Below are 25,062 nucleotides of genomic sequence, written 5' to 3'. Positions count from 1 at the left end.
ATGCGTCTAGATAAATTTTTGAAAGTATCACGTTTAATTAAAAGAAGAACATTAGCAAAAGAAGTGTCTGACCAAGGAAGAATTTCGATTAATGGCCAAGTGGCAAAAGCGAGTTCAGATGTGAAGGTAGAGGATGAATTAACAATTCGTTTCGGGCAAAAAATAGTAACTGTGAAAGTAAATGAATTGAAAGAAACAACTAAAAAAGAAGATGCAGCAAACATGTATAGTCTCGTTCGTGAGGAAAAAGTGAAAGCGGAAGAAGGCTTGTTCTAAAATAGGTTAGCCCTTCATACATTACTATTAGCTAGTATAAAGCTATGGGGGGATTTTCGTGAATAATGGTTACTCACCTATGTCTTCTAATCAACAAAATGTTTCTGTAGAGCATGATATTATTATGCGTGGCAGGCGTGTAATCGACATTACTGGTGTAAAGCAAGTAGAGAGTTTTGATAGCGAAGAGTTTTTACTCGAGACTGTAATGGGTTTTTTAACAATTCGTGGTCAAAATTTGCAAATGAAGAATTTAGATGTAGAAAAGGGTGTTGTATCAATTAAAGGGAAAGTTCATGAAATGCTGTATATTGATGAGAACCAAGGGGAGAAAACTAAAGGCTTCTTTAGTAAGCTGTTTAAATGAGCCTAACAATTCAGTTGTATACAATGCTTTCGATGATTGGAATGGGTGCTTGGATTGGTGCTTCTTTAGATACATACCAACGGTTTTTAAAACGCCAAGAGCGTAAACGTTGGCTTGTATTTATACATGATATACTATTTTGGATTGTCCAAGCATTATTCGTTTTTTATGTATTACTGCGTGTAAATGAAGCCGAACTACGTATATATGTATTTTTGGCGTTACTATGTGGTTTTGCAGCATATCAAAGCTTATTGAAAGCACTATACATGAAGATGTTAAATTTTCTCATCTATATTTTTGTACAAACAACACAATTTTTTGTTCGAATTATACAGCTACTCATGATAAAACCTGTTATTATTATAGCACAGCTATTTATTGCATTTATATTATTCTTATTTCGTATACTGCTTTCAATTGGACATGTGTTATGGAAAATGGTGATTTGGATATTACTTTTCATATGGAAAGTTTTTTTCTCGCCTGTTCGGTTTATTGCTTCGCTCATATGGAAACTTCTCCCTAATCGTGTTAAACTTTTTATAATGAAGCATGTAGGGTTCCTGCAATATGTAGCAAAATTGAAGGGACATATCTTCCAATTATGGGTGCGTATAAAAAAGAAGTTAGGGGGACCTCGGAAATGAGGGAACTGAGACAAAGAACAATCGACAAACAGAGTCCAAATCCTGTTAAAGAACATATAATACAAACGGATGAGAACAGGAAGCGACTTTATCGCCGTTTAGCGGTTTTTCTTGTCTTTGCTTTTACAATTATTGCTAGTATTAGTGTGACGTTTTATCAACAAAACAGTTCCATTAAAGCAAAAGAAGCAAAAGTTAAGGACATGAAAAAAGAACTGGATTCATTAACGAAAAAAGAAAAGAATCTAAAAGATGAAGTTCAAAAGTTGAATGATGAAGAGTACGTTTTAAAGATTGCTAGAAGGGATTATTTCTTCTCCGGAAAAGGGGAGATAATTTTTCCTGTTTCTAAGTAGAGTATGTCTTATTGACACTGTATTTTAGGATTATATATAATAAAGTAAAATTTGACTTTTTAACCACTAAGGAGGAGCATTTTTTTTATGTCAATCGAGGTAGGCAGCAAGTTACAGGGTAAAGTAACAGGTATTACAAATTTTGGGGCTTTTGTGGAGCTGCCAGAAGGCTTAACAGGTCTTGTTCATATTAGTGAAGTTGCTGATAATTATGTGAAAGATATTAACGATCACTTAAAAGTAGGCGACCAAGTAGAAGTAAAAGTTATCAATGTTGAAAAAGATGGCAAAATTGGCCTATCTATTAAGAAAGCGAAAGAACGTGAAAAAACAGAAGGAGATCGTCCACGCGGTGAATACCAACGTGGTGGTGATCAACAACGTTCTGGACGTCCACAACGTAATAATCGTTCTTCCAACAGAGATAACCGCGGTGGCGGTAACGAACGAGCTCCAAAAGAAACATTTGAGCAAAAGATGGCACGCTTTTTAAAAGATAGTGAAGATCGTTTAACTTCTTTAAAGCGTAACACAGAATCTAAACGTGGTGGCCGTGGCGCACGTCGCGGATAATAAGTCCGTTTAATTCTTAACATATAGAGAGGTGCCCAGAGTAATTACTCGGGTACTTTTTTATGTGAGAGAATATATTTTTAAAAAAGTTTTTGAGATGTATTGACTTTAAAATATATCTGATGTAATATACTAATTGTCCGTTAAATACGACGACATGGCGGTGTAGCTCAGCTGGCTAGAGCGTACGGTTCATACCCGTGAGGTCGGGGGTTCGATCCCCTCCGCCGCTATATTTAATTTAACGGCCCGTTGGTCAAGTGGTTAAGACACCGCCCTTTCACGGCGGTAACACGGGTTCGAATCCCGTACGGGTCATCTAAAAAGATCATGCAAATTTGCATGGTCTTTTTTTGTTAAATATAAATTAAGACGTACAATACTTCTACAAAATCATCCTATATTTTCTGAACATTCTTTCAACTAACTTTAAATAAATTAAATACTATGTATATATGTAGATTTATTTCGAATAAAAAGTCGAACGATTATAAAAGTCAAAACTGTTGTTTTGACAAAAAAACCAATAATCATCTTTTATAATTACAGTAATTAAACTATGCAGGTGGTGTTAAAAATATGCCTAAAGCAGGAAGGAATACTATGAATACAAGTGCATTGGCGATGAATGAAAGTCAGCTTGGAACAATAAAGTGGACGAGTAAGTTGCGAATGAAGTTTGAAAAAGTTTTCTTTAGATGGGGATTCATTATTGCTGTTATTGGTTTTCTTTTGGGACGAGCATATATATTAACAAACATTTTACCGTTTGCATTGCCGTTTTTTGCTGCTGTTTATGTTATGAAGCGAGATAAAATGCCGCTCGCGTTCTTAGCCCTAATGGGGGGAGCACTTTCAGTTTCAATAGATAATTTATTTTTTACTTTTGCATCTATCTTTACCTTCTTTATTTATAATATCTTCTTTAGTCGGTTTACACGTAAAACTGTTGGACTTGTACCATTCCAAGTATTTATCTCCGCATTAACCGCACATTTAGTTGTTGTATATTTTGCACAGCAAACCGTCACCATGTATGATCTGCTCGTCAGTACGATCGAAGCGGGGCTTAGCTTCGTATTAACGATGATATTTTTACAAAGTGTTCCGCTTTTAGTGGAAAGGAAAGGGAAGCAACAAGCGTTAGAAACAGAAGAAATTGTTTGTTTAATTATATTACTAGCATCTGTTTTAACGGGCACAACAGATTGGTTTGTTTATGATGCTTCTATTCAACATATTTTCACTAGATATTTAGTATTAGTATTTGCCTTTATTGCAGGGGCAGCTACAGGGTCCACGGTAGGAGTTGTCACTGGGTTAATATTAAGTTTAGCAAATGTGGCGAGCTTGTCTCAACTTAGTCTCCTTGCCTTTTCAGGATTGCTTGGGGGATTGTTAAAAGAAGGGAAGCGTATAGGAGTTAGTTTAGGTTTATTAATTGGTACAAGCTTAATTACATTATATGTAGACAAGCAAACAAGTATTGTAACAACTTTAATTGAATCTGGTGTAGCAATTGTTTTCTTCTTATTAACACCGAAGCTTGTTATGGATCGTATTGCTAAATTTATGCCGGGTACACAGGAACATTCACAGGATCAACAACAATATTTAAGAAGAGTGCGCGATGTTACAGCAAACAAAATCAATCAATTTGCTAATGTATTTGCTGCTTTGTCTAATAGCTTTTCTGTATACGGGTATGTGGAGGAGGAAGATAAAGAAACAGAAGCTGATTTATTTTTAAGTACAATTACTGCAAAAACATGTCAAACATGCTTTAAGAAGGATCAATGTTGGGTAGTTAATTTTGATAAAACATACGATTATATGAAACAAATAATGAGTGAAACAGAAGAAGGAACGCTGCAACATAATCGGAAGTTAGTTCGTGAATGGGACAAGCATTGTGTGAGAGGGAAGAAAGTAACGGATTTAGTAGCAGGTGAATTAGATCACTTCTATGAGGGGCAGAAATTAAGAAAACAAATGAAGGAAAATCGTAGAATTGTAGCGGAGCAATTACTAGGTGTATCAAAAGTGATGGAGGATTTCGCTAAGGAGATACAACGAGAAAGAGAGAACCATCAAGCGCAGGAGGAGCAAATTTTACAAGCGTTTCGTGATTTTGGTGTCGAAGTGGAGCATGTTGATATTTATTGTTTAGATAGAGGAAGTATTGATATTGAAATGTTGATTCCGGCTGCATCTAATGAACATGGGGAATGTGAGAAGTTGGTTGCTCCAATGCTTTCAGATATTTTAAAAGAGAATATCGTCGTTAAGCATGAAGAGAAATCCTCATATCCAAATGGGCACAGTTTAATATCATTTGGTTCAGCGAAGACGTATTCTCTTGATACAGGATTGGCCACAGCTGCAAAAGGTGGTGGGTTTATTTCAGGTGATTCCTACGCGATGATGGATTTGAGCGTTGGTAAATATGCACTTGCGATTAGTGATGGTATGGGAAATGGACAAAGGGCTCATATGGAGAGTAGGGAAACGGTAAAATTATTACAAAAGATACTTCAATCAGGTATTGATGAAGAAATAGCGATTAAGTCCATCAATTCGATTCTTTCTTTAAGGACGACAGAGGAGATGTATACAACGCTTGACTTGGCTATGGTAGATTTACGGGATGCGAGTGCGAAGTTTTTAAAGATTGGATCGACGCCGAGTTTTGTTAAACGCGGAAATAATATTTTGAAAATTGAGGCAAGTAATTTACCGATGGGAATCATTGAAGATGTTGAAGTTGATGTGGTTGGTGAGCAATTAAAAACGGGTGATCTTCTTATCATGATGAGTGACGGCATCTTTGAGGGAGCGCAACATGTGGAGAATCACGAATTATGGATAAAACGTAAAATTAAAGAACTACAAACAGAGGACCCACAGGAAATCGCTGATATTATTATGGAAGAAGTAATTCGCTCTGGTGATGGTTATATAAATGATGATATGACTATTGTGGTGGCGAAAGTAAAGAAAAATATGCCGAAGTGGGCTACGATTCCAATAGTAGGAATGCAGGCGCAATAAAATAATCAAAAAACCTAGGTAGATGCCTAGGTTTTTTTGATTAAAAAGGTAATGTGATTACTTTGTTAAATATACAGGAGGGATGTAAGATAAAAATATGGATTTTGTACATCTTTTTTTTGCACAATGTTTGTAAAAGTTGTACCATTATATACAAGGTAACTAATGTTGTTGTTCTTGTTTAATGAAAGGTGATTGCGAAGTTGAAAGATGCATTTGTTGAAAAAGTAGATGACTTTGTAAAGCAGCATGATGTATTAAAGAAACATTCAACAATTGTTGTAGGGGTTTCTGGTGGTCCTGACTCTTTGGCTCTTTTATATTATTTGTTAGAAAAAAGGGCAGAAAAACAGCTAGAAATTGTAGTAGCACATGTGGACCATATGTTTAGAGGTAATGAATCTTATGAGGATTTACAGTTTGTACAGGGTCTTTGCAAAGAGCTAGGAGTTATTTGTGAAACGCTAAGAATTAATGTGTCGCAATATCAACAGCAATATGGAATGAATGCACAAGTTGCAGCTAGAGAATGCAGATATGCATTTTTGGAAAGAATAATGAAGAAATATGATGCGAGATATGTAGCTCTTGGTCACCATGGAGATGATCAAGTAGAGACGATTTTAATGCGCCTTGTACGAGGGAGTACTCCGAAAGGATACGCAGGAATTGCAGTGAAGCGATCTTTTCATAATGGATATTTAATTAGGCCGTTACTTGGGGTAACTAAGGAAGAAATTGTTGATTACTGTAATAAATTAAAAGTTATTCCGCGTATAGATCCGAGTAATAAAAAAGAAGTATATACAAGGAATCGATTACGTAAATATGTCCTTCCTTATTTGAAAGAAGAAAATCCACAAATGCATGAGAAATTTCAAAAATTTAGCGTGCAGATGCAAGAGGATGAGGCTTATTTGCAGGAATTAGCTTTTGAGAAAATGAATAAAGTAATTACAAAAAAAAGCGATAAACAAATTAGCTTATCAATTCCTGCCTTTGAATCCATGTCTATGCCTTTACAAAGAAGAGGGATTCAACTAATATTAAACTATCTTTATGAATATAAGATTCCATCTTCGCTTTCTTCTATACATATTGACAAGGTGATTGAATTTTTTAAGCGGGCACAACCTTCAGGTTCACTAGATTTTCCAGGTGGTTTGAAAATTGTTCGCACATACGAAGAATGTGGTTTTGGATTTAAACAAGAAATTGTTTCTCCTTTTTCGCAAGATTTATCAGTACCTGGGACAATTATATTGCCGAATGGGGATAAACTTGTAACAGAGGTGAGCGAAGATATACCGAGTAACATGAATGAAACAGTATTTGTTGCTAAGTATAATGATATATCGTATCCACTTCGTATTCGGTCTAGGGAAAATGGAGATCGCATGTCAATGCAAGGTATGGATGGCACAAAAAAGATAAAAGCTGTTTTTATCGAAGCAAAAGTACCAAAAGAAAAAAGAGAAGAATGGCCGATCGTTTGTGACGCAAGTGGAAATATTATTTGGGTACCCTTGTTGAAACGATCTGCGTTTGCTACTTCGAAAGAGCTAGCAAAGAAGGGTAAATACATGATTATTCACTACAAAAGCAAGGAGTCTTCCGGGAGGATAATGAAATGATGAATCAAGATATCGAAAAAGTATTAATTTCTGAAGAACAAATACAAGAAAAGGTGCACGAACTAGGTGCAGTTATTGCAGAGGATTACAAAAATACAGTACCTCTTGCGATTGGTGTACTAAAGGGTGCAATGCCATTTATGGCAGATTTATTAAAGAGAACAGATACATATCTTGAAATGGATTTTATGGCTGTATCTAGCTACGGTCACTCTACAGTTTCGACAGGCGAAGTAAAAATCTTAAAAGATCTTGATACTTCGGTAGAAGGTCGCGATATTTTAATCGTTGAAGATATTATTGATAGCGGTCTTACACTAAGCTATTTAGTGGATCTGTTTAAATATCGTAAAGCGAAATCTGTAAAAATTGTTACTTTATTAGATAAGCCAACAGGTCGTAAGGTTGATCTGAAAGCAGATTATGTTGGATTTACTGTTCCTCATGAATTTGTTGTAGGATATGGATTAGATTATAAAGAGCAGTACCGTAATCTTCCTTATGTAGGAGTATTAAAACCAAGTGTTTACTCAAATTAATTAAATATAGGCGTTACAATTGTATAGGAAATTTTTTTTATGTTACGATTTACTATAGTGTTTATGCCGTGAGAGGAGGTTAGGAATGAATCGTATCTTCCGTAATACCATCTTTTATTTACTGATATTCTTAGTAGTAATTGGAATCGTGAGCTATTTTAATGGTTCGACGCAAAAAACGACATCAGTTAGCTACGATAAATTCATTACTCAACTTGAAAAAGGTGAAGTGCGTAATGTGCAGCTTCAACCGAAAAATGGTGTGTTTGAGGTAAAGGGACAATTCAAGACTTCTAGCCAAGGAGAACAATTTGTTACTTATGCACCAAATACTGAGGAATTACAAAAGAAAATTAATGATAAAGCGCAAGGGGCTGAAGTTAAGTATCAACCAGCAGAAGAAACAAGTGCTTGGGTAACGTTCTTTACTTCTATCATTCCGTTTGTCATTATCTTCATTTTATTCTTCTTCTTATTAAACCAAGCTCAGGGCGGCGGTAGCCGTGTTATGAACTTCGGGAAAAGTAAGGCGAAGCTATACAATGATGAAAAGAAAAAAATTCGTTTCAGAGATGTTGCTGGAGCGGATGAAGAGAAACAAGAACTTGTTGAGGTAGTTGAATTCTTGAAAGACCCTCGTAAGTTCGCTGAAGTTGGTGCCCGTATTCCGAAGGGTGTTCTATTAGTGGGACCTCCAGGTACAGGTAAAACTTTACTAGCACGTGCTGTTGCAGGTGAAGCAGGCGTTCCGTTCTTCTCTATTAGTGGTTCTGACTTCGTAGAGATGTTCGTCGGTGTCGGTGCATCCCGTGTACGTGATTTATTTGAAAACGCAAAGAAAAATGCTCCTTGTATCATTTTCATTGATGAAATTGATGCAGTAGGACGTCAACGTGGCGCGGGTCTTGGCGGTGGTCATGATGAGCGTGAACAAACGTTGAACCAATTGCTTGTTGAAATGGATGGATTCGGTGCAAATGAAGGTATTATTATCATCGCTGCGACAAACCGTCCTGATATTCTTGATCCAGCGTTATTACGTCCAGGTCGTTTTGACCGTCAAATTACAGTAGATCGTCCAGATGTAAATGGTCGTGAAGCTGTACTTAAGGTACACGCTCGTAATAAACCGCTTGATGAGAATGTCAACTTAAGAGCAATTGCAACTCGTACACCAGGATTCTCTGGTGCCGATCTTGAAAACTTATTAAACGAAGCTGCTTTAGTAGCTGCGCGTCAAGATAAGAAGAAAATTGATATGAGTGACATCGATGAAGCGACGGATCGTGTTATTGCAGGTCCAGCTAAGAAAAGTCGCGTTATCTCTGAAAAAGAACGTAATATCGTTGCATTCCATGAGGCTGGCCATACTGTAATTGGTGTTGTCCTTGATGAAGCAGATATCGTTCATAAAGTAACAATTGTCCCTCGTGGTCAAGCTGGTGGATATGCGGTAATGCTTCCGAAGGAAGATCGTTACTTCATGACAAAACCAGAGTTACTTGATAAAATCACTGGTTTACTTGGTGGTCGAGTAGCTGAGGAGATTGTATTTGGTGAAGCAAGTACAGGTGCTCACAACGACTTCCAACGTGCGACTGGTATTGCAAGACGTATGGTTACAGAATTCGGGATGAGTGATAAGCTTGGACCGATGCAATTTGGTAGCTCACAAGGTGGTCAGGTATTCTTAGGAAGAGACTTCCATTCAGAACAAAACTACAGTGATGCAATCGCGCATGAAATTGATGTGGAAATGCAAATAATTATTAAAGACTGTTATGCTCGTGCGAAACAAATTCTTACTGAAAAACGAGATAAGCTTGATATTATCGCGAAAACGTTACTTGAAGTAGAAACATTAGATGCAGAGCAAATTAATCATTTATATGATTATGGCAGATTACCTGAGCGTCCAACATCTTCAGATGATGTGAAAGTAAACATCAATATGAAGAAAGACGATGAAGATACAGAAGATAAGTAAGAAAAAAGGAGTGACAATAGTCACTCCTTTTTTTTGTGGAATGAATTTAATTGGCAAAAAAATTGAATGAAACTATTATTAAAAATTGAAATAGAGAGTAATCTTTTTGTACAATGATGAGTATAGAAAAAATGATTATATAAGTATGTGTGATATGATGTTTTTATAAGTTTTATACATACTGCGCAAATATAGATTAAATAAGATAAGTGGTGAGAATATGATTTTTGTATTGGATGTAGGGAACACAAATGCGGTACTAGGTGTGTTTGAAGAGGGAGAACTTCGTCAGCATTGGCGCATGGAAACAGATCGTCATAAAACAGAAGATGAGTATGGGATGCTTGTAAAGCAGTTACTTGAGCATGAAGGTCTTTCTTTTGAAGATGTGAAAGGTATTATTGTGTCTTCAGTCGTACCGCCAATTATGTTCGCTTTAGAGCGTATGTGTGAAAAGTATTTTAAAATTAAACCGCTTGTAGTGGGGCCTGGGATAAAAACTGGCTTGAATATTAAATATGAAAATCCACGTGAAGTAGGCGCGGACCGAATTGTAAATGCAGTAGCAGGAATCCACTTATATGGAAGTCCGCTTATTATTGTTGATTTTGGTACGGCTACTACATATTGTTATATTAACGAAGAGAAGCATTATATGGGTGGCGTCATTACGCCAGGAATTATGATTTCGGCAGAGGCTTTATATAGCAGGGCAGCAAAGCTTCCTCGTATTGAAATTACAAAACCGGGTAGTGTTATCGGGAAGAATACAGTAAGTGCAATGCAATCAGGTATTCTTTATGGATACGTTGGACAAGTGGAAGGTATTGTTAAGCGTATGAAGGAAGAAGCTAAGCAAGAACCGAAAGTTATTGCAACAGGTGGATTAGCAAAATTAATTTCAGAAGAATCAAATGTAATTGATATTGTAGATCCGTTTTTAACGTTAAAAGGTTTGTATATGTTATATGAGCGTAATGCAAATTTACAACATGAGAAGGGTGAATAAATAAGTATGAAAGATTATTTAGTAAAAGCGTTAGCGTTTAATGGAGAGGTTCGTGCTTATAGTGTACGTACAACAAATACAGTAAGTGAGGCGCAAAAGCGTCATGATACATGGAGAACAGCTTCAGCGGCACTTGGTCGTTCTTTAACTGCGGGTACAATGATGGGTGCTATGTTAAAAGGCGAGCAGAAGTTAACGATTAAAGTAGAGGGTAACGGCCCGATTGGTCCTATCTTAGTCGATGCTCATGCAAATGGGGATGTACGTGGTTATGTAACGAATCCGCATGTTGATTTTGAAGGAACGGAACAAGGAAAATTACGTGTATATCAAGCGGTAGGTACAGAAGGATTTGTAACGGTAATTAAAGATATCGGTATGCGTGAACCGTTTATTGGTCAATCTCCCATTGTTTCAGGAGAACTAGGGGAAGATTTCACATATTATTTCGCGGTTTCTGAGCAGACACCTTCTTCTGTAGGTGTTGGTGTTCTTGTAAATGGAGATGATAGCGTATTAGCGGCGGGTGGATTCATTCTTCAAATTATGCCAGGTGCGCAGGAAGAAACAATTTCATTTATTGAAGAGCGTCTTCAACAAATCCCGCCGGTATCACAATTAATCGAACAAGGTCTTTCTCCAGAAGAATTACTGTATGAAGTGCTTGGAGAAGATAAAGTGAAAGTGCTAGAAACAATGGATGTTCAATTTAATTGTACATGTTCACGTGAGCGTATTGAAAGTGTGCTAATTAGTTTAGGTAAAGCGGAGTTAGAACAAATCCGTGCAGAAGAAGAAGAGACGGAAGTTCACTGTCACTTCTGTAATGAACGACATAAATTCGCTAAAGAAGATATTACAAGTCTAATTGAGAAGCTGTAATAAAGAAGTTTAGGTGGAGAATCAGCCGCCCAAATAGATTGACAAATAGGGAATTTTCTGACAAAATCTAAATATAGATAAAACCAATAAAAATACTCGGTGTTAGGAGTGACAGGAATGCGAGTGGCACAATCAGTTTCAGAATTAATCGGGAAAACGCCGATCGTTAAGTTGAACCGCATCGTAGAATCAGACAGCGCAGATGTATACTTAAAATTAGAATTTATGAATCCGGGGAGCAGTGTTAAAGATCGTATCGCGTTAGCTATGATTGAAGATGCTGAAAATAAAGGATTATTAAAAGAGGGCGATACAATCATTGAGCCGACAAGTGGTAACACAGGTATTGGCTTAGCGATGGTAGCAGCTGCTAAAGGATATAAGGCAATTTTAGTAATGCCAGAAACAATGAGTATTGAGCGTCGTAATTTATTACGCGCTTACGGTGCTGAATTAGTATTGACTCCAGGACCTGAAGGAATGGGCGGAGCAATTCGAAAGGCAACTGAATTAGCAGAAGAACATGGGTACTTTATACCACAACAGTTCCAAAATCAAGCGAATCCAGAAATCCATCGTATAACAACAGGTCCAGAAATTGTTGAACAGATGGGGGATCAATTAGATGCGTTTATCGCAGGTATTGGTACAGGTGGAACAATTACAGGTGCCGGTGAAGTGCTGAAAGAGGCTTATAAAGATATCAAAATTTACGCGGTAGAACCTGCGGATTCACCAGTATTATCTGGTGGAAAGCCAGGACCACATAAGATCCAAGGAATTGGAGCGGGGTTTGTTCCGGAGACATTGGATGTAGAGGTATATGATGAAATTATTCAAGTGAAAACGGAGCAAGCGTTCGAATATGCGAGAAGAGTGGCTAAAGAAGAAGGTATTTTAGTTGGTATCTCTTCGGGAGCAGTCGTTTATGCAGCGACAGAAGTTGCGAAGAAATTAGGTAAAGGGAAAAAGGTACTTGTTATTATCCCAAGTAACGGTGAACGTTATTTAAGTACACCACTTTATCAATTTGAGTCATAATTGAATGTGATTTGAAAAGCATCCTTAAAAAAGGATGCTTTTTCTTTTTTGATTGGAAAAAGGAAAAGAGTGAATGACTAGAAAACTTCATGTAAAATAAGAAGTAGTATAATTAATTTATTTTCACTAGCCCTCAAGTATAATCATTCTCTATATAAATAATTTTATGTAGTTTGAGTTGATTGGCTTAAGAGGGTGGGATAACAGAAGACGGGGTGTTGATATGCAACGAAGAAAATCTTTAGCGCTTTCTATTCCATATCAGTTAGATTTCTTTAAGCAATATAAATTTCTTTCTCAGGATAAGCCGCAACATATTTTGTTAGAAAGTGGACGTGGTGGTCGTTATAACATTGTTGGGCTGGATCCAGTAGCGGTAATTCAGGGTAAGAATGAGACGTTACATATAAGTGAAAGTGGTAAGGAAACAATAGAGCGAGGGAATCCATTAGATTTAATGCAAGCGTATATGGAGAAATGGAAAACGGATTATAATCCGGAGTACCCACCTTTTCAGGGTGGGGCAATTGGATACTTTAGTTATGATTGTATCCGTTATATTGAAAAACTTTCTTCTCTTGCGAAGGATGATATTAATATACCTGACATATTCTTTTTGTTATTTGATGACGTGTTTGTGTATGATCAACAGGAGAGAGTATTATGGATTATTACGCATTATGCAGATGAGTGTGAAGAGGCAGAAGAACGATTAAATGAATGGAAGGGTCTTTGGATGAAAGAAGCCCCCGAAGTGAATATGCCGTTTGAATCTCCTGAAAAGAAAAATGAAGCAGTCGCTTTTACGGAAGAGGGCTTTATGAAGGCCGTTGAACGTATTCAAGAATATATTGGAGCGGGTGATGTGTTTCAAGTAAACTTGTCGACAAGACAAGAAAGAACATTACAAACACATCCACTAGAAATATATACAAGTCTTCGTGAAATTAATCCATCTCCATATATGGGTTACTTGGAGTTTGGAGATTTTCAAATTGTTAGTGCTTCGCCTGAATTGCTAATTAAAAAGCAAGGAAAAGAAGTGAGTACAAGACCGATTGCTGGTACGCGCTCTCGAGGAGCAAGTGAGCAAGAGGATGAAGAATTAGCGAAAGAATTAATTGAAAATGAAAAGGAAAGAGCAGAGCATGTAATGCTTGTGGATTTAGAACGAAATGACTTGGGCCGGGTTTGTAAATATGGCACTGTTGAAGTAGATGAATTTATGGTAATTGAAAAATACTCACACGTTATGCATATTGTTTCTAATGTGCGTGGTGAGGTGGAAGCAGATAAAGATGCTTTCGATTTGGTGAAGGCTGTATTTCCTGGTGGGACAATTACCGGTGCCCCGAAAATACGTACGATGGAAATCATTGAGGAATTAGAACCTGTTCGCCGAGGAATTTATACGGGTTCAATTGGTTGGATTGGTTATTCTGGAGATACGGAATTGAATATTGTAATCCGAACACTACTTGCTAAAGATGGACAAGCGCATGTGCAAGCTGGAGCGGGTATTGTAATTGATTCAAATCCAAAAGATGAATATAAAGAGTCGTTAAAAAAAGCAATCGCTTTATGGCGTGCAAAAGAAAGTAGCGAAGAAACGGTTAGGTGAGAGAAATGATATTAATGATTGATAATTATGATTCTTTTACATTTAATTTAGTGCAATTTCTTGGAGAACTTGGACAAGAGCTTGTTGTTAAGCGTAATGATGAAGTGACTATTTCGGATATTGAGAATATGAAACCAGATTTTTTAATGATTTCGCCAGGTCCATGTAGTCCTAATGAGGCGGGAATCAGTATGGATGTTATTAAATATTTTGCAGGTAAGCTTCCGATTTTTGGGGTCTGTCTTGGACATCAATCAATTGCGCAAGTATTTGGAGGGGATGTTGTCAGGGCAGAGCGTTTGATGCATGGAAAAACATCTTTAATGCATCATGATGGGCAGACGATTTTTTCTGATATCCCAAATCCATTTACCGCGACACGTTATCACTCTCTTATCGTTAAAAAAGAGACGTTACCGAATTGTTTAGAGATAACATCTTGGACTGAAGAAGGTGAAATTATGGCGCTTCGTCATAAAACGTTGCCGATTGAAGGGGTACAATTCCATCCGGAATCTATTATGACTTCTCACGGGAAAGAGTTGCTACAGAATTTCATTCGCAAATATAGCCCAAGTGTGACATCGTGTTAATTTACGTAAATGGCACGTATGTAGAAGCGAGTGAAGCGAAAATTTCTCCTTATGACCACGGTTACCTATATGGACTTGGGGTTTTTGAGACATTTCGTATTTATAATGGTCATCTCTTTTTATTGGATGATCATTATGAACGCTTAATGGATGCGCTCGATATATTGCAAATCAAATGGACAATGACAAAAGATGAAGTGATGCTTATTTTAAAGAATCTACTTGTTAAGAATGGGTTAAAGCATGCATATGTGCGCTTAAATGTATCGGCGGGTATAGATGAAATAGGATTACAAACGGAAGTATATGAAGAACCGTCTGTTATTGTTTTTATAAAACCTTTAGCAGCTCCAGGGAATGTAGTGGAAAAAGAAGGAGTTATTTTAAAGCAAGTGAGAAATACACCAGAGGGTGCATTTCGCTTGAAGTCCCATCATTATTTAAATAATATTTTAGGGAAACGCGAAATTGGAAATGTTGTGAATAAGGAAGGTATTTTTCTTACCGAAACAGGTTATGTTGCAGAGGGTATTGTTTCGAATCTCTTTTTTGTTAAAGGAGATATTTTATATACTCCTTCATTAGAAACAGGGATTTTAAACGGAATCACTCGTGCGTTTATTATAAAGGCTGCTGAAGAGCTAGATATAGAAGTAAAGGAAGGTTTCTTTACAAAAGATGAATTGCTTTCAGCGGATGAAGTGTTCGTAACGAACTCTATTCAAGAGATTGTCCCCCTTTATCGTATAGAAGAGAAAGATTTCCCGGGTAAAGTGGGAGTGGTTACAAAAAGACTTATGGATCTTTATGGAGTGCAGAGAGAGAAATTGTGGAGCAGAAATGAATTGCGAAGAGGAGATGTGTAGTTTGAAGTGGGATTATGATTTGCGCTGCGGCGAATATACATTGAACTTAAATGAAAAGACATTAATTATGGGGATTTTAAATGTAACGCCAGATTCATTTTCTGATGGTGGGAGTTACAACGAAGTAGATGCTGCGGTGCGACATGCGAAAGAAATGAAAAGTGAAGGTGTCCATATTATTGATATTGGCGGCGAATCTACCCGTCCGGGTTTCGCTAAAGTTTCAGTAGAAGAGGAAATAAAGCGAGTTGTTCCAATGATTCAGGCAGTGTCAAAAGAAGTAAAGCTACCTATTTCTATTGATACGTATAAAGCTGAGGTTGCGAAACAAGCGATTGAAGCTGGTGCTCATATTATTAATGATATTTGGGGAGCGAAGGCGGAACCGAGGATTGCTGAAGTTGCAGCCTATTATGATGTGCCCATTATCTTAATGCATAACCGAGATAATATGAATTACCGCAATTTAATGGCCGATATGATTGCTGATTTGTATGAAAGTATTAAAATTGCTAAAGATGCTGGTGTGCGAGATGAGAATATTATTTTAGACCCAGGTATCGGTTTTGCGAAAACACCTGAGCAAAATTTAGAAGCGATGCGCAATTTAGAACAGTTAAATGTACTGGGTTACCCAGTTCTCTTAGGTACTTCAAGAAAGTCCTTTATTGGCCATGTGTTAGATTTACCAGTGGAGGAACGTCTTGAAGGAACGGGAGCTACCGTTTGTCTTGGTATTGAAAAGGGCTGTGAGTTTATCCGTGTTCATGATGTGAAAGAAATGGCGCGTATGGCTAAGATGATGGACGCGATGATTGGTAAGGGGGTAAAGTAATTGGATAAAATTTATATCCATGATATGGAGTTTTACGGTTATCATGGTGTATTCCCAGAAGAGAATAAATTAGGTCAGAGATTTAAAGTAGATTTAACGGTGGAGTTGGATTTAAAACGCGCAGGAGAAAGTGACGACTTAGAGCATTCTGTCAATTACGGGGAACTTTTTGAGCTGTGTAGAAAAGTTGTTGAAGATAGAACGTATAAGCTTGTAGAGAGTATCGCTGAAAATATCGCTACAGATATATTGAAACAATATGAGAGTATTTCACGGTGTACAATTAAGGTAATTAAACCGGATCCGCCGATACCAGGACATTATCGTGCTGTAGCGGTAGAAATTACGAGAGAGCGTCCATGAATAATATAGCGTACATTGCATTAGGTTCCAATATTGGGGAGCGTTATACTTATTTAACTGAAGCAATTCAGTTTTTAAATAAAAACCAGCATATCCAAGTTGATGATGTTTCGTCTGTATATGAAACTGATCCGGTTGGCTATACTGACCAAAATTGCTTTTTAAATTTAGTTATAAAAATTTCTACCAATTTATCACCGCAAGAATTATTGAAAGTAACACAAAGGGTAGAGAATGACCTAGGAAGAAAAAGGGAAATTAGATGGGGCCCGAGGACCATCGACCTTGACATTTTACTATATAATCAAGAAAATATTGAAGCAGAGAATCTTATTGTTCCGCATCCGCGGATGTTCGAAAGAGCTTTTGTTATCGTTCCGTTGTTAGAAATCAATCAAGATATAAAACAAGACATTTCACGTTCACAAGTAGAAGAAATGAAAAGGCGAGAGGGAGTAACGGTATGGAAGCAGAAAAATGGGGAAGACGCATTCGTGCTTTTCGAAAGCTAAAAGGCTATACGCAAGAAGGTTTTGCGAAAGAATTAGGGGTATCTGTATCGGTTTTAGGTGAAGTTGAGAGGGGCAATAGATCACCTTCCCAAGATTTTGTAGTAGAAGTCGCTAAAACATTAAACGTTTCAATAGACGAATTGATGCCAAAGTGACCGTAAAGGAAGGAGTAAGTCGGGTGTTAAAGATTGCAAATATTGAGATGAAAAATCCAGTTGTACTAGCACCGATGGCGGGAGTGTGTAACTCTGCATTCCGTTTGACGGTAAAAGAATTTGGTGCAGGTTTAGTTTGTGCTGAAATGGTAAGTGATAAGGCAATATTACTTAATAACAAAAGAACATTAGATATGTTATATATCGATGAGAGAGAAAAGCCATTAAGTTTACAAATTTTTGGTGGAGAGAAAGAAACTCTTGTAGATGCTGCGAAATACGTAGATAAATATACGACAGCAGACATTATTGATATTAATATGGGGTGCCCAGTACCGAAAATCACTAAGTGTGATGCAGGAGCAAAGTGGCTTTTAGACCCAAATAAAATATATGAGATGGTAGCGGCGGTTGTAGATGCTGTTGAAAAGCCAGTTACAGTTAAAATGCGTATTGGTTGGGATGAAGAACATATTTTCGCAATAGAAAATGCTAGAGCTGTTGAGCGTGCTGGTGGACAAGCGATAGCTGTTCATGGGCGTACACGAGTGCAAATGTATGAAGGTAAAGCGGATTGGAATATTATTAAACAAGTAAAGCAGGCTGTAAATATTCCGGTTATCGGAAATGGTGATGTCGAAACACCACAAGATGCAAAGCGTATGCTTGATGAAATTGGTGTAGATGGTGTTATGATTGGTCGCGCTGCTCTTGGAGATCCGTGGATGATTTATCGTACGGTAAAGTATTTAGAGACAGGTGAGTTAATGCCGGAACCAACAGTGCGTGAGAAAATTGATGTATGTATGTTGCATCTAGATCGTCTTATCGATTTAAAGAACGAAAATGTTGCCGTAAGAGAGATGAGAAAGCATGCAGCTTGGTATTTAAAAGGTGTTCGTGGTAATGCGAGTGTGCGTAATGGTATCAATACTTGCGACACACGTGAAGACCTTGCGAATGTATTAGGTGCATTTGTAGAAGAAGTAGAAGCGAAACAACAAACAATTTATGTTGGTTAATAAGGGGGCATAGGAGATTGACATTCTTCTATACACTTCCTATAATTACGTGAAAGAAAGAAGAACTGCCAGTTAGTTGCTGGCAGTTTTTCTAGTTGAGTAGAAAATGCTATACTGTATATATTGTAAAAATTAATAGAGCTGGAGTGATATTAATATCATGGATAACATGAACCACGAAGAATTAAACGACCAATTGCTTGTTCGTCGTGAAAAGCTACATAATTTACGTGAGCAAGGAATCGATCCGTTCGGTAAACGATTTGAACGCACAAATTCAACAACTGACTTAGTAAGTCTATATGGAGAATTCTCTAAAGAAGAATTAGAAGAGAAAGAAATCACTGTTTCTATCGCTGGTCGTATTATGACAAAACGCGGTAAAGGAAAAGCGGGATTTGCGCATATTCAAGATTTACAGGGGCAAGTTCAAATTTATGTTCGTAAAGATACTGTTGGAGATGAAGAGTACGAGTTATTTACGACAGCAGATTTAGGTGACTTAGTAGGTATTGAAGGTAAAGTGTTCAAAACAAACGTTGGAGAACTTTCAGTAAAAGCAATAGGATTTACACTTTTAACGAAATCCCTTCGTCCATTACCGGATAAATACCATGGATTAAAAGATGTTGAACAACGCTATCGTCAACGTTACTTGGACTTAATTACAAGTATGGAAAGCCGTGAAACGTTCGTTACCCGTAGTAAAATCATTCGTGAAATGAGAAGATATTTAGATGACAACGGTTATCTTGAAGTGGAAACGCCTATGATGCACGCGATTGCAGGTGGAGCGTCTGCTCGTCCTTTCACTACACACCATAATGCGTTAGATATGGAATTATATATGCGTATCGCAATTGAACTTCATTTAAAACGTCTTATTGTGGGTGGATTAGAAAAGGTTTATGAGATCGGCCGTGTATTCCGTAATGAGGGTGTATCAACTCGTCATAACCCTGAGTTTACGATGATTGAATTATATGAAGCGTACGCTGATTATAATGATATTATGAAACTAACAGAAAATATGGTTGCTCATATCGCGAAAAAAGTATTGGGTACAACAACAATCCAATATGGTGATTATGAAATTAATCTAGAGCCAGAATGGACACGTCTTCATATGGTAGATGCAATTAAGCAACACTCTGGAGCAGATTTCTGGAATCCAATGAGTGTAGAAGAAGCGCGTGAACTTGCAAAAGAACATAATGTGGAAATTAAGAATACAATGGAAGTTGGTCATATTATTAATGAGTTCTTCGAACAAAAAGTAGAAGATAAATTAATCCAACCAACATTTATTTACGGTCATCCGGTAGAAATTTCGCCACTTGCGAAAAAGAATGACGAAGATCCACGATTCACAGATCGTTTCGAGTTATTTATCGTTGCGCGTGAACATGCAAATGCATTCACTGAGTTAAATGATCCAATCGATCAAAAAGAACGTTTTGAAGCTCAACTAAAAGAGCGCGAGCAAGGTAATGACGAAGCTCACATGATGGATGATGATTATATCGAAGCTCTTGAGTACGGTATGCCTCCTACGGGTGGGTTAGGAATCGGTATTGATCGTCTTGTTATGTTATTAACAAACGCACCATCTATTCGTGACGTACTATTATTCCCAGCTATGCGCCATAAACAAGACTAAGCTTTGGAGATTTCTCCAAAGCTTTTTTTATTTCTTTATTTGAGGGGAGAGAAACCTTCTATTAAAAGGAAAGCGAGATTATTGTTCGTTAAGTGGATGCCAGATTAAAAAACTATACTTATATAGAAGAAAGTTGCTGTTTTTATGCTTTTTTACTAAGTTAAAAATTTTATTAGAAAAACTATTGCATTTCATTTTCCTACATGATATATTAATAACCGTCGCTGATGCGGAAACGCAGAAAACGACAAAAAAGAAATTGAAAAACTTAGTTGACATCGAAAAATGAAGATGTTAACATAAGGAAGTCGCAAATGAGCGACTAAGTAGTTCTTTGAAAACTGAACGAAACAAACAACGTAAACGTCAATTTTTATTTTTAGATGCTAGACAAACTAACTTTATTGGAGAGTTTGATCCTGGCTCAGGATGAACGCTGGCGGCGTGCCTAATACATGCAAGTCGAGCGAATGGATTAAGAGCTTACTCTTATGAAGTTAGCGGCGGACGGGTGAGTAACACGTGGGTAACCTACCCATAAGACTGGGATAACTCCGGGAAACCGGGGCTAATACCGGATAATATTTTGAACTGCATAGTTCGAAATTGAAAGGCGGCTTCGGCTGTCACTTATGGATGGACCCGCGTCGCATTAGCTAGTTGGTGAGGTAACGGCTCACCAAGGCGACGATGCGTAGCCGACCTGAGAGGGTGATCGGCCACACTGGGACTGAGACACGGCCCAGACTCCTACGGGAGGCAGCAGTAGGGAATCTTCCGCAATGGACGAAAGTCTGACGGAGCAACGCCGCGTGAGTGATGAAGGCTTTCGGGTCGTAAAACTCTGTTGTTAGGGAAGAACAAGTGCTAGTTGAATAAGCTGGCACCTTGACGGTACCTAACCAGAAAGCCACGGCTAACTACGTGCCAGCAGCCGCGGTAATACGTAGGTGGCAAGCGTTATCCGGAATTATTGGGCGTAAAGCGCGCGCAGGTGGTTTCTTAAGTCTGATGTGAAAGCCCACGGCTCAACCGTGGAGGGTCATTGGAAACTGGGAGACTTGAGTGCAGAAGAGGAAAGTGGAATTCCATGTGTAGCGGTGAAATGCGTAGAGATATGGAGGAACACCAGTGGCGAAGGCGACTTTCTGGTCTGTAACTGACACTGAGGCGCGAAAGCGTGGGGAGCAAACAGGATTAGATACCCTGGTAGTCCACGCCGTAAACGATGAGTGCTAAGTGTTAGAGGGTTTCCGCCCTTTAGTGCTGAAGTTAACGCATTAAGCACTCCGCCTGGGGAGTACGGCCGCAAGGCTGAAACTCAAAGGAATTGACGGGGGCCCGCACAAGCGGTGGAGCATGTGGTTTAATTCGAAGCAACGCGAAGAACCTTACCAGGTCTTGACATCCTCTGAAAACTCTAGAGATAGAGCTTCTCCTTCGGGAGCAGAGTGACAGGTGGTGCATGGTTGTCGTCAGCTCGTGTCGTGAGATGTTGGGTTAAGTCCCGCAACGAGCGCAACCCTTGATCTTAGTTGCCATCATTAAGTTGGGCACTCTAAGGTGACTGCCGGTGACAAACCGGAGGAAGGTGGGGATGACGTCAAATCATCATGCCCCTTATGACCTGGGCTACACACGTGCTACAATGGACGGTACAAAGAGCTGCAAGACCGCGAGGTGGAGCTAATCTCATAAAACCGTTCTCAGTTCGGATTGTAGGCTGCAACTCGCCTACATGAAGCTGGAATCGCTAGTAATCGCGGATCAGCATGCCGCGGTGAATACGTTCCCGGGCCTTGTACACACCGCCCGTCACACCACGAGAGTTTGTAACACCCGAAGTCGGTGGGGTAACCTTTATGGAGCCAGCCGCCTAAGGTGGGACAGATGATTGGGGTGAAGTCGTAACAAGGTAGCCGTATCGGAAGGTGCGGCTGGATCACCTCCTTTCTATGGAGAATTGATGAACGCAGTTCATCAATAAACGTTGACTTGTTTTGTTTCGTTCAGTTTTGAGAGAACTATCTCTCAAGTTTAAATGTATGTTCTTTGAAAACTAGATAACAGTGTAGCTCATATTTTTTTAATTTTAGTTTGGTTAAGTTAGAAAGGGCGCACGGTGGATGCCTTGACACTAGGAGTCGATGAAGGACGGGACTAACGCCGATATGCTTCGGGGAGCTGTAAGTAAGCTTTGATCCGAAGATTTCCGAATGGGGAAACCCACTATACGTAATGGTATGGTATCCTTACCTGAATACATAGGGTATGGAAGACAGACCCAGGGAACTGAAACATCTAAGTACCTGGAGGAAGAGAAAGCAAATGCGATTTCCTGAGTAGCGGCGAGCGAAACGGAATCTAGCCCAAACCAAGAGGCTTGCCTCTTGGGGTTGTAGGACATTCTATACGGAGTTACAAAGGAACGAGGTAGACGAAGCGACCTGGAAAGGTCCGTCACAGAGGGTAATAACCCCGTAGTCGAAACTTCGTTCTCTCTTGAATGTATCCTGAGTACGGCGGAACACGTGAAATTCCGTCGGAATCTGGGAGGACCATCTCCCAAGGCTAAATACTCCCTAGTGATCGATAGTGAACCAGTACCGTGAGGGAAAGGTGAAAAGCACCCCGGAAGGGGAGTGAAAGAGATCCTGAAACCGTGTGCCTACAAATAGTCAGAGCCCGTTAATGGGTGATGGCGTGCCTTTTGTAGAATGAACCGGCGAGTTACGATCCCGTGCGAGGTTAAGCTGAAGAGGCGGAGCCGCAGCGAAAGCGAGTCTGAATAGGGCGTTTAGTACGTGGTCGTAGACCCGAAACCAGGTGATCTACCCATGTCCAGGGTGAAGTTCAGGTAACACTGAATGGAGGCCCGAACCCACGCACGTTGAAAAGTGCGGGGATGAGGTGTGGGTAGCGGAGAAATTCCAATCGAACCTGGAGATAGCTGGTTCTCCCCGAAATAGCTTTAGGGCTAGCCTTAAGTGTAAGAGTCTTGGAGGTAGAGCACTGATTGAACTAGGGGTCCTCATCGGATTACCGAATTCAGTCAAACTCCGAATGCCAATGACTTATCCTTAGGAGTCAGACTGCGAGTGATAAGATCCGTAGTCAAGAGGGAAACAGCCCAGATCGCCAGCTAAGGTCCCAAAGTGTGTATTAAGTGGAAAAGGATGTGGAGTTGCTTAGACAACTAGGATGTTGGCTCAGAAGCAGCCACCATTTAAAGAGTGCGTAATAGCTCACTAGTCGAGTGACTCTGCGCCGAAAATGTACCGGGGCTAAATACACCACCGAAGCTGCGAATTGATACCAATGGTATCAGTGGTAGGGGAGCGTTCTAAGTGCAGTGAAGTCAGACCGGAAGGACTGGTGGAGCGCTTAGAAGTGAGAATGCCGGTATGAGTAGCGAAAGACGGGTGAGAATCCCGTCCACCGAATGCCTAAGGTTTCCTGAGGAAGGCTCGTCCGCTCAGGGTTAGTCAGGACCTAAGCCGAGGCCGACAGGCGTAGGCGATGGACAACAGGTTGATATTCCTGTACCACCTCTTTATCGTTTGAGCAATGGAGGGACGCAGAAGGATAGAAGAAGCGTGCGATTGGTTGTGCACGTCCAAGCAGTTAGGCTGATAAGTAGGCAAATCCGCTTATCGTGAAGGCTGAGCTGTGATGGGGAAGCTCCTTATGGAGCGAAGTCTTTGATTCCCCGCTGCCAAGAAAAGCTTCTAGCGAGATAAAAGGTGCCTGTACCGCAAACCGACACAGGTAGGCGAGGAGAGAATCCTAAGGTGTGCGAGAGAACTCTGGTTAAGGAACTCGGCAAAATGACCCCGTAACTTCGGGAGAAGGGGTGCTTTCTTAACGGAAAGCCGCAGTGAATAGGCCCAAGCGACTGTTTAGCAAAAACACAGGTCTCTGCGAAGCCGTAAGGCGAAGTATAGGGGCTGACACCTGCCCGGTGCTGGAAGGTTAAGGAGAGGGGTTAGCGTAAGCGAAGCTCTGAACTGAAGCCCCAGTAAACGGCGGCCGTAACTATAACGGTCCTAAGGTAGCGAAATTCCTTGTCGGGTAAGTTCCGACCCGCACGAAAGGTGTAACGATTTGGGCACTGTCTCAACCAGAGACTCGGTGAAATTATAGTACCTGTGAAGATGCAGGTTACCCGCGACAGGACGGAAAGACCCCGTGGAGCTTTACTGTAGCCTGATATTGAATTTTGGTACAGTTTGTACAGGATAGGCGGGAGCCATTGAAACCGGAGCGCTAGCTTCGGTGGAGGCGCTGGTGGGATACCGCCCTGACTGTATTGAAATTCTAACCTACGGGTCTTATCGACCCGGGAGACAGTGTCAGGTGGGCAGTTTGACTGGGGCGGTCGCCTCCTAAAGTGTAACGGAGGCGCCCAAAGGTTCCCTCAGAATGGTTGGAAATCATTCGTAGAGTGCAAAGGCATAAGGGAGCTTGACTGCGAGACCTACAAGTCGAGCAGGGACGAAAGTCGGGCTTAGTGATCCGGTGGTTCCGCATGGAAGGGCCATCGCTCAACGGATAAAAGCTACCCCGGGGATAACAGGCTTATCTCCCCCAAGAGTCCACATCGACGGGGAGGTTTGGCACCTCGATGTCGGCTCATCGCATCCTGGGGCTGTAGTCGGTCCCAAGGGTTGGGCTGTTCGCCCATTAAAGCGGTACGCGAGCTGGGTTCAGAACGTCGTGAGACAGTTCGGTCCCTATCCGTCGTGGGCGCAGGAAATTTGAGAGGAGCTGTCCTTAGTACGAGAGGACCGGGATGGACGCACCGCTGGTGTACCAGTTGTTCTGCCAAGGGCATAGCTGGGTAGCTATGTGCGGAAGGGATAAGTGCTGAAAGCATCTAAGCATGAAGCCCCCCTCAAGATGAGATTTCCCATAGCGTAAGCTAGTAAGATCCCTGAAAGATGATCAGGTTGATAGGTTCGAGGTGGAAGCATGGTGACATGTGGAGCTGACGAATACTAATAGATCGAGGACTTAACCATATAATATGAAGCGCTGTTATCTAGTTTTGAAAGAATATAAAAAACTTAT

21 protein-coding genes, 2 tRNA genes and 2 rRNA genes are annotated in these 25,062 nt (G+C 39.7%); all 25 read left to right on the top strand.

Features of this window, described 5'->3' with window-relative positions; all coding sequences use genetic code 11:
- The 25 genes from JFU54_RS04195 to JFU54_RS04075 all read left to right on the top strand — a co-directional run bounded on the left by JFU54_RS04195 (nucleotide 1) and on the right by JFU54_RS04075 (nucleotide 25,013).
- Entirely contained in the window at nucleotides 1–276 is a 276-nt protein-coding gene (locus JFU54_RS04195) for an RNA-binding S4 domain-containing protein (RefSeq protein ID WP_002009677.1), read from the top strand.
- Between the two features lie 58 nt (nucleotides 277–334).
- Nucleotides 335–643 carry a sporulation protein YabP gene (gene yabP / locus JFU54_RS04190; RefSeq protein WP_001059101.1) on the top strand — a complete coding sequence of 103 codons (309 nt, stop codon included), beginning with the start codon at nucleotides 335–337 and terminating at the stop codon, nucleotides 641–643.
- Nucleotides 640–1,293 carry a spore cortex biosynthesis protein YabQ gene (gene yabQ / locus JFU54_RS04185; protein ID WP_002091573.1) on the top strand — a complete coding sequence of 218 codons (654 nt, stop codon included), beginning with the start codon at nucleotides 640–642 and terminating at the stop codon, nucleotides 1,291–1,293. Before yabP ends, yabQ begins: the two co-directional genes overlap by 4 nt.
- Entirely contained in the window at nucleotides 1,290–1,649 is a 360-nt protein-coding gene (gene divIC, locus JFU54_RS04180; protein WP_002091572.1) for a cell division protein DivIC, read from the top strand. Before yabQ ends, divIC begins: the two co-directional genes overlap by 4 nt.
- An 87-nt stretch (nucleotides 1,650–1,736) precedes the next feature.
- Nucleotides 1,737–2,222 carry a S1 domain-containing RNA-binding protein gene (locus JFU54_RS04175; RefSeq protein ID WP_002009683.1) on the top strand — a complete coding sequence of 162 codons (486 nt, stop codon included), beginning with the start codon at nucleotides 1,737–1,739 and terminating at the stop codon, nucleotides 2,220–2,222.
- Nucleotides 2,223–2,381: 159 nt separating this feature from the next.
- A tRNA-Met gene (locus tag JFU54_RS04170) sits at nucleotides 2,382–2,455 on the top strand.
- A 13-nt stretch (nucleotides 2,456–2,468) separates the two neighbouring features.
- Nucleotides 2,469–2,540 (top strand) — tRNA-Glu (locus tag JFU54_RS04165).
- Nucleotides 2,541–2,801: 261 nt separating this feature from the next.
- Nucleotides 2,802–5,273, top strand: a complete 2,472-nt coding sequence (gene spoIIE, locus JFU54_RS04160) for a stage II sporulation protein E (protein ID WP_002091571.1) — start codon at nucleotides 2,802–2,804, stop codon at nucleotides 5,271–5,273.
- Nucleotides 5,274–5,476: 203 nt separating this feature from the next.
- Nucleotides 5,477–6,907 carry a tRNA lysidine(34) synthetase TilS gene (gene tilS, locus JFU54_RS04155; protein WP_002107305.1) on the top strand — a complete coding sequence of 477 codons (1,431 nt, stop codon included), beginning with the start codon at nucleotides 5,477–5,479 and terminating at the stop codon, nucleotides 6,905–6,907.
- Entirely contained in the window at nucleotides 6,904–7,446 is a 543-nt protein-coding gene (gene hpt, locus JFU54_RS04150; RefSeq protein ID WP_002124550.1) for a hypoxanthine phosphoribosyltransferase, read from the top strand. The genes tilS and hpt overlap by 4 nt, the downstream gene beginning before the upstream one ends.
- An 85-nt stretch (nucleotides 7,447–7,531) precedes the next feature.
- The gene (gene ftsH / locus JFU54_RS04145; protein WP_002091565.1) at nucleotides 7,532–9,433 is read left to right on the top strand and encodes an ATP-dependent zinc metalloprotease FtsH; all 1,902 of its coding nucleotides are present in this window, start codon (nucleotides 7,532–7,534) and stop codon (nucleotides 9,431–9,433) included.
- Nucleotides 9,434–9,653: 220 nt separating this feature from the next.
- Complete coding sequence (locus tag JFU54_RS04140) at nucleotides 9,654–10,442, top strand: type III pantothenate kinase (protein ID WP_002009692.1); 789 nt, start codon at nucleotides 9,654–9,656, stop codon at nucleotides 10,440–10,442.
- A gap of 6 nt (nucleotides 10,443–10,448) precedes the next feature.
- A complete protein-coding gene (gene hslO / locus JFU54_RS04135; protein WP_002009693.1) occupies nucleotides 10,449–11,324 on the top strand; it encodes a redox-regulated molecular chaperone HslO in 876 nt (291 codons plus the stop codon).
- A 117-nt stretch (nucleotides 11,325–11,441) separates the two neighbouring features.
- Nucleotides 11,442–12,365: a cysteine synthase A gene (gene cysK, locus JFU54_RS04130; protein WP_002130221.1), complete on the top strand. Its 924-nt coding sequence runs from the start codon at nucleotides 11,442–11,444 to the stop codon at nucleotides 12,363–12,365.
- A 223-nt stretch (nucleotides 12,366–12,588) separates the two neighbouring features.
- Nucleotides 12,589–13,986 carry an anthranilate synthase component I gene (gene trpE / locus JFU54_RS04125; protein ID WP_061689483.1) on the top strand — a complete coding sequence of 466 codons (1,398 nt, stop codon included), beginning with the start codon at nucleotides 12,589–12,591 and terminating at the stop codon, nucleotides 13,984–13,986.
- 5 nt (nucleotides 13,987–13,991) lie between these two features.
- Nucleotides 13,992–14,579 (top strand): aminodeoxychorismate/anthranilate synthase component II, encoded by a 588-nt coding sequence (gene pabA, locus JFU54_RS04120; RefSeq protein WP_002113273.1) that lies wholly within the window; start codon nucleotides 13,992–13,994, stop codon nucleotides 14,577–14,579.
- Nucleotides 14,573–15,445, top strand: coding sequence for an aminodeoxychorismate lyase (pabC, locus tag JFU54_RS04115; protein WP_088038123.1), 873 nt, complete (start codon nucleotides 14,573–14,575; stop codon nucleotides 15,443–15,445). Before pabA ends, pabC begins: the two co-directional genes overlap by 7 nt.
- Nucleotides 15,420–16,280, top strand: a complete 861-nt coding sequence (folP, locus tag JFU54_RS04110; protein ID WP_061689485.1) for a dihydropteroate synthase — start codon at nucleotides 15,420–15,422, stop codon at nucleotides 16,278–16,280. The genes pabC and folP overlap by 26 nt, the downstream gene beginning before the upstream one ends.
- Entirely contained in the window at nucleotides 16,281–16,643 is a 363-nt protein-coding gene (gene folB / locus JFU54_RS04105) for a dihydroneopterin aldolase (RefSeq protein WP_000358063.1), read from the top strand.
- Nucleotides 16,640–17,155 (top strand): 2-amino-4-hydroxy-6-hydroxymethyldihydropteridine diphosphokinase, encoded by a 516-nt coding sequence (gene folK, locus JFU54_RS04100; protein WP_002138868.1) that lies wholly within the window; start codon nucleotides 16,640–16,642, stop codon nucleotides 17,153–17,155. The genes folB and folK overlap by 4 nt, the downstream gene beginning before the upstream one ends.
- Nucleotides 17,107–17,310: a helix-turn-helix domain-containing protein gene (locus JFU54_RS04095; protein ID WP_002009706.1), complete on the top strand. Its 204-nt coding sequence runs from the start codon at nucleotides 17,107–17,109 to the stop codon at nucleotides 17,308–17,310. The genes folK and JFU54_RS04095 overlap by 49 nt, the downstream gene beginning before the upstream one ends.
- A gap of 23 nt (nucleotides 17,311–17,333) precedes the next feature.
- Nucleotides 17,334–18,332 carry a tRNA dihydrouridine synthase DusB gene (gene dusB / locus JFU54_RS04090; RefSeq protein ID WP_002009708.1) on the top strand — a complete coding sequence of 333 codons (999 nt, stop codon included), beginning with the start codon at nucleotides 17,334–17,336 and terminating at the stop codon, nucleotides 18,330–18,332.
- A gap of 160 nt (nucleotides 18,333–18,492) precedes the next feature.
- Nucleotides 18,493–19,992 (top strand): lysine--tRNA ligase, encoded by a 1,500-nt coding sequence (lysS, locus tag JFU54_RS04085; RefSeq protein ID WP_002009709.1) that lies wholly within the window; start codon nucleotides 18,493–18,495, stop codon nucleotides 19,990–19,992.
- A 401-nt stretch (nucleotides 19,993–20,393) separates the two neighbouring features.
- Nucleotides 20,394–21,945: ribosomal RNA gene (locus tag JFU54_RS04080) — 16S ribosomal RNA — on the top strand.
- Nucleotides 21,946–22,091: 146 nt separating this feature from the next.
- Nucleotides 22,092–25,013, top strand: a 23S ribosomal RNA gene (locus JFU54_RS04075).
- The 16S and 23S rRNA genes sit together here, the layout of an rRNA operon.
- Nucleotides 25,014–25,062 lie beyond the last annotated feature (49 nt).

This window comes from Bacillus sp. TH19, from assembly GCF_016651075.1.
GTDB lineage: Bacteria > Bacillota > Bacilli > Bacillales > Bacillaceae_G > Bacillus_A > Bacillus_A mycoides.
This window is presented reverse-complemented; position numbering and strand designations above follow the sequence as displayed.

Coding starts and splice junctions, on each gene's coding strand:
- hslO (WP_002009693.1), top strand. CDS start 10,449: ATGAAAGATTATTTAGTAAAAGCGTTAGCGTTTAATGGAGAGGTTCGT.
- JFU54_RS04175 (WP_002009683.1), top strand. CDS start 1,737: ATGTCAATCGAGGTAGGCAGCAAGTTACAGGGTAAAGTAACAGGTATT.
- ftsH (WP_002091565.1), top strand. CDS start 7,532: ATGAATCGTATCTTCCGTAATACCATCTTTTATTTACTGATATTCTTA.
- folK (WP_002138868.1), top strand. CDS start 16,640: ATGAATAATATAGCGTACATTGCATTAGGTTCCAATATTGGGGAGCGT.
- JFU54_RS04195 (WP_002009677.1), top strand. CDS start 1: ATGCGTCTAGATAAATTTTTGAAAGTATCACGTTTAATTAAAAGAAGA.
- JFU54_RS04095 (WP_002009706.1), top strand. CDS start 17,107: ATGGAAGCAGAAAAATGGGGAAGACGCATTCGTGCTTTTCGAAAGCTA.
- pabA (WP_002113273.1), top strand. CDS start 13,992: ATGATATTAATGATTGATAATTATGATTCTTTTACATTTAATTTAGTG.
- JFU54_RS04140 (WP_002009692.1), top strand. CDS start 9,654: ATGATTTTTGTATTGGATGTAGGGAACACAAATGCGGTACTAGGTGTG.
- hpt (WP_002124550.1), top strand. CDS start 6,904: ATGATGAATCAAGATATCGAAAAAGTATTAATTTCTGAAGAACAAATA.
- spoIIE (WP_002091571.1), top strand. CDS start 2,802: ATGCCTAAAGCAGGAAGGAATACTATGAATACAAGTGCATTGGCGATG.
- trpE (WP_061689483.1), top strand. CDS start 12,589: ATGCAACGAAGAAAATCTTTAGCGCTTTCTATTCCATATCAGTTAGAT.
- yabQ (WP_002091573.1), top strand. CDS start 640: ATGAGCCTAACAATTCAGTTGTATACAATGCTTTCGATGATTGGAATG.
- folP (WP_061689485.1), top strand. CDS start 15,420: ATGAATTGCGAAGAGGAGATGTGTAGTTTGAAGTGGGATTATGATTTG.
- divIC (WP_002091572.1), top strand. CDS start 1,290: ATGAGGGAACTGAGACAAAGAACAATCGACAAACAGAGTCCAAATCCT.
- cysK (WP_002130221.1), top strand. CDS start 11,442: ATGCGAGTGGCACAATCAGTTTCAGAATTAATCGGGAAAACGCCGATC.
- lysS (WP_002009709.1), top strand. CDS start 18,493: ATGGATAACATGAACCACGAAGAATTAAACGACCAATTGCTTGTTCGT.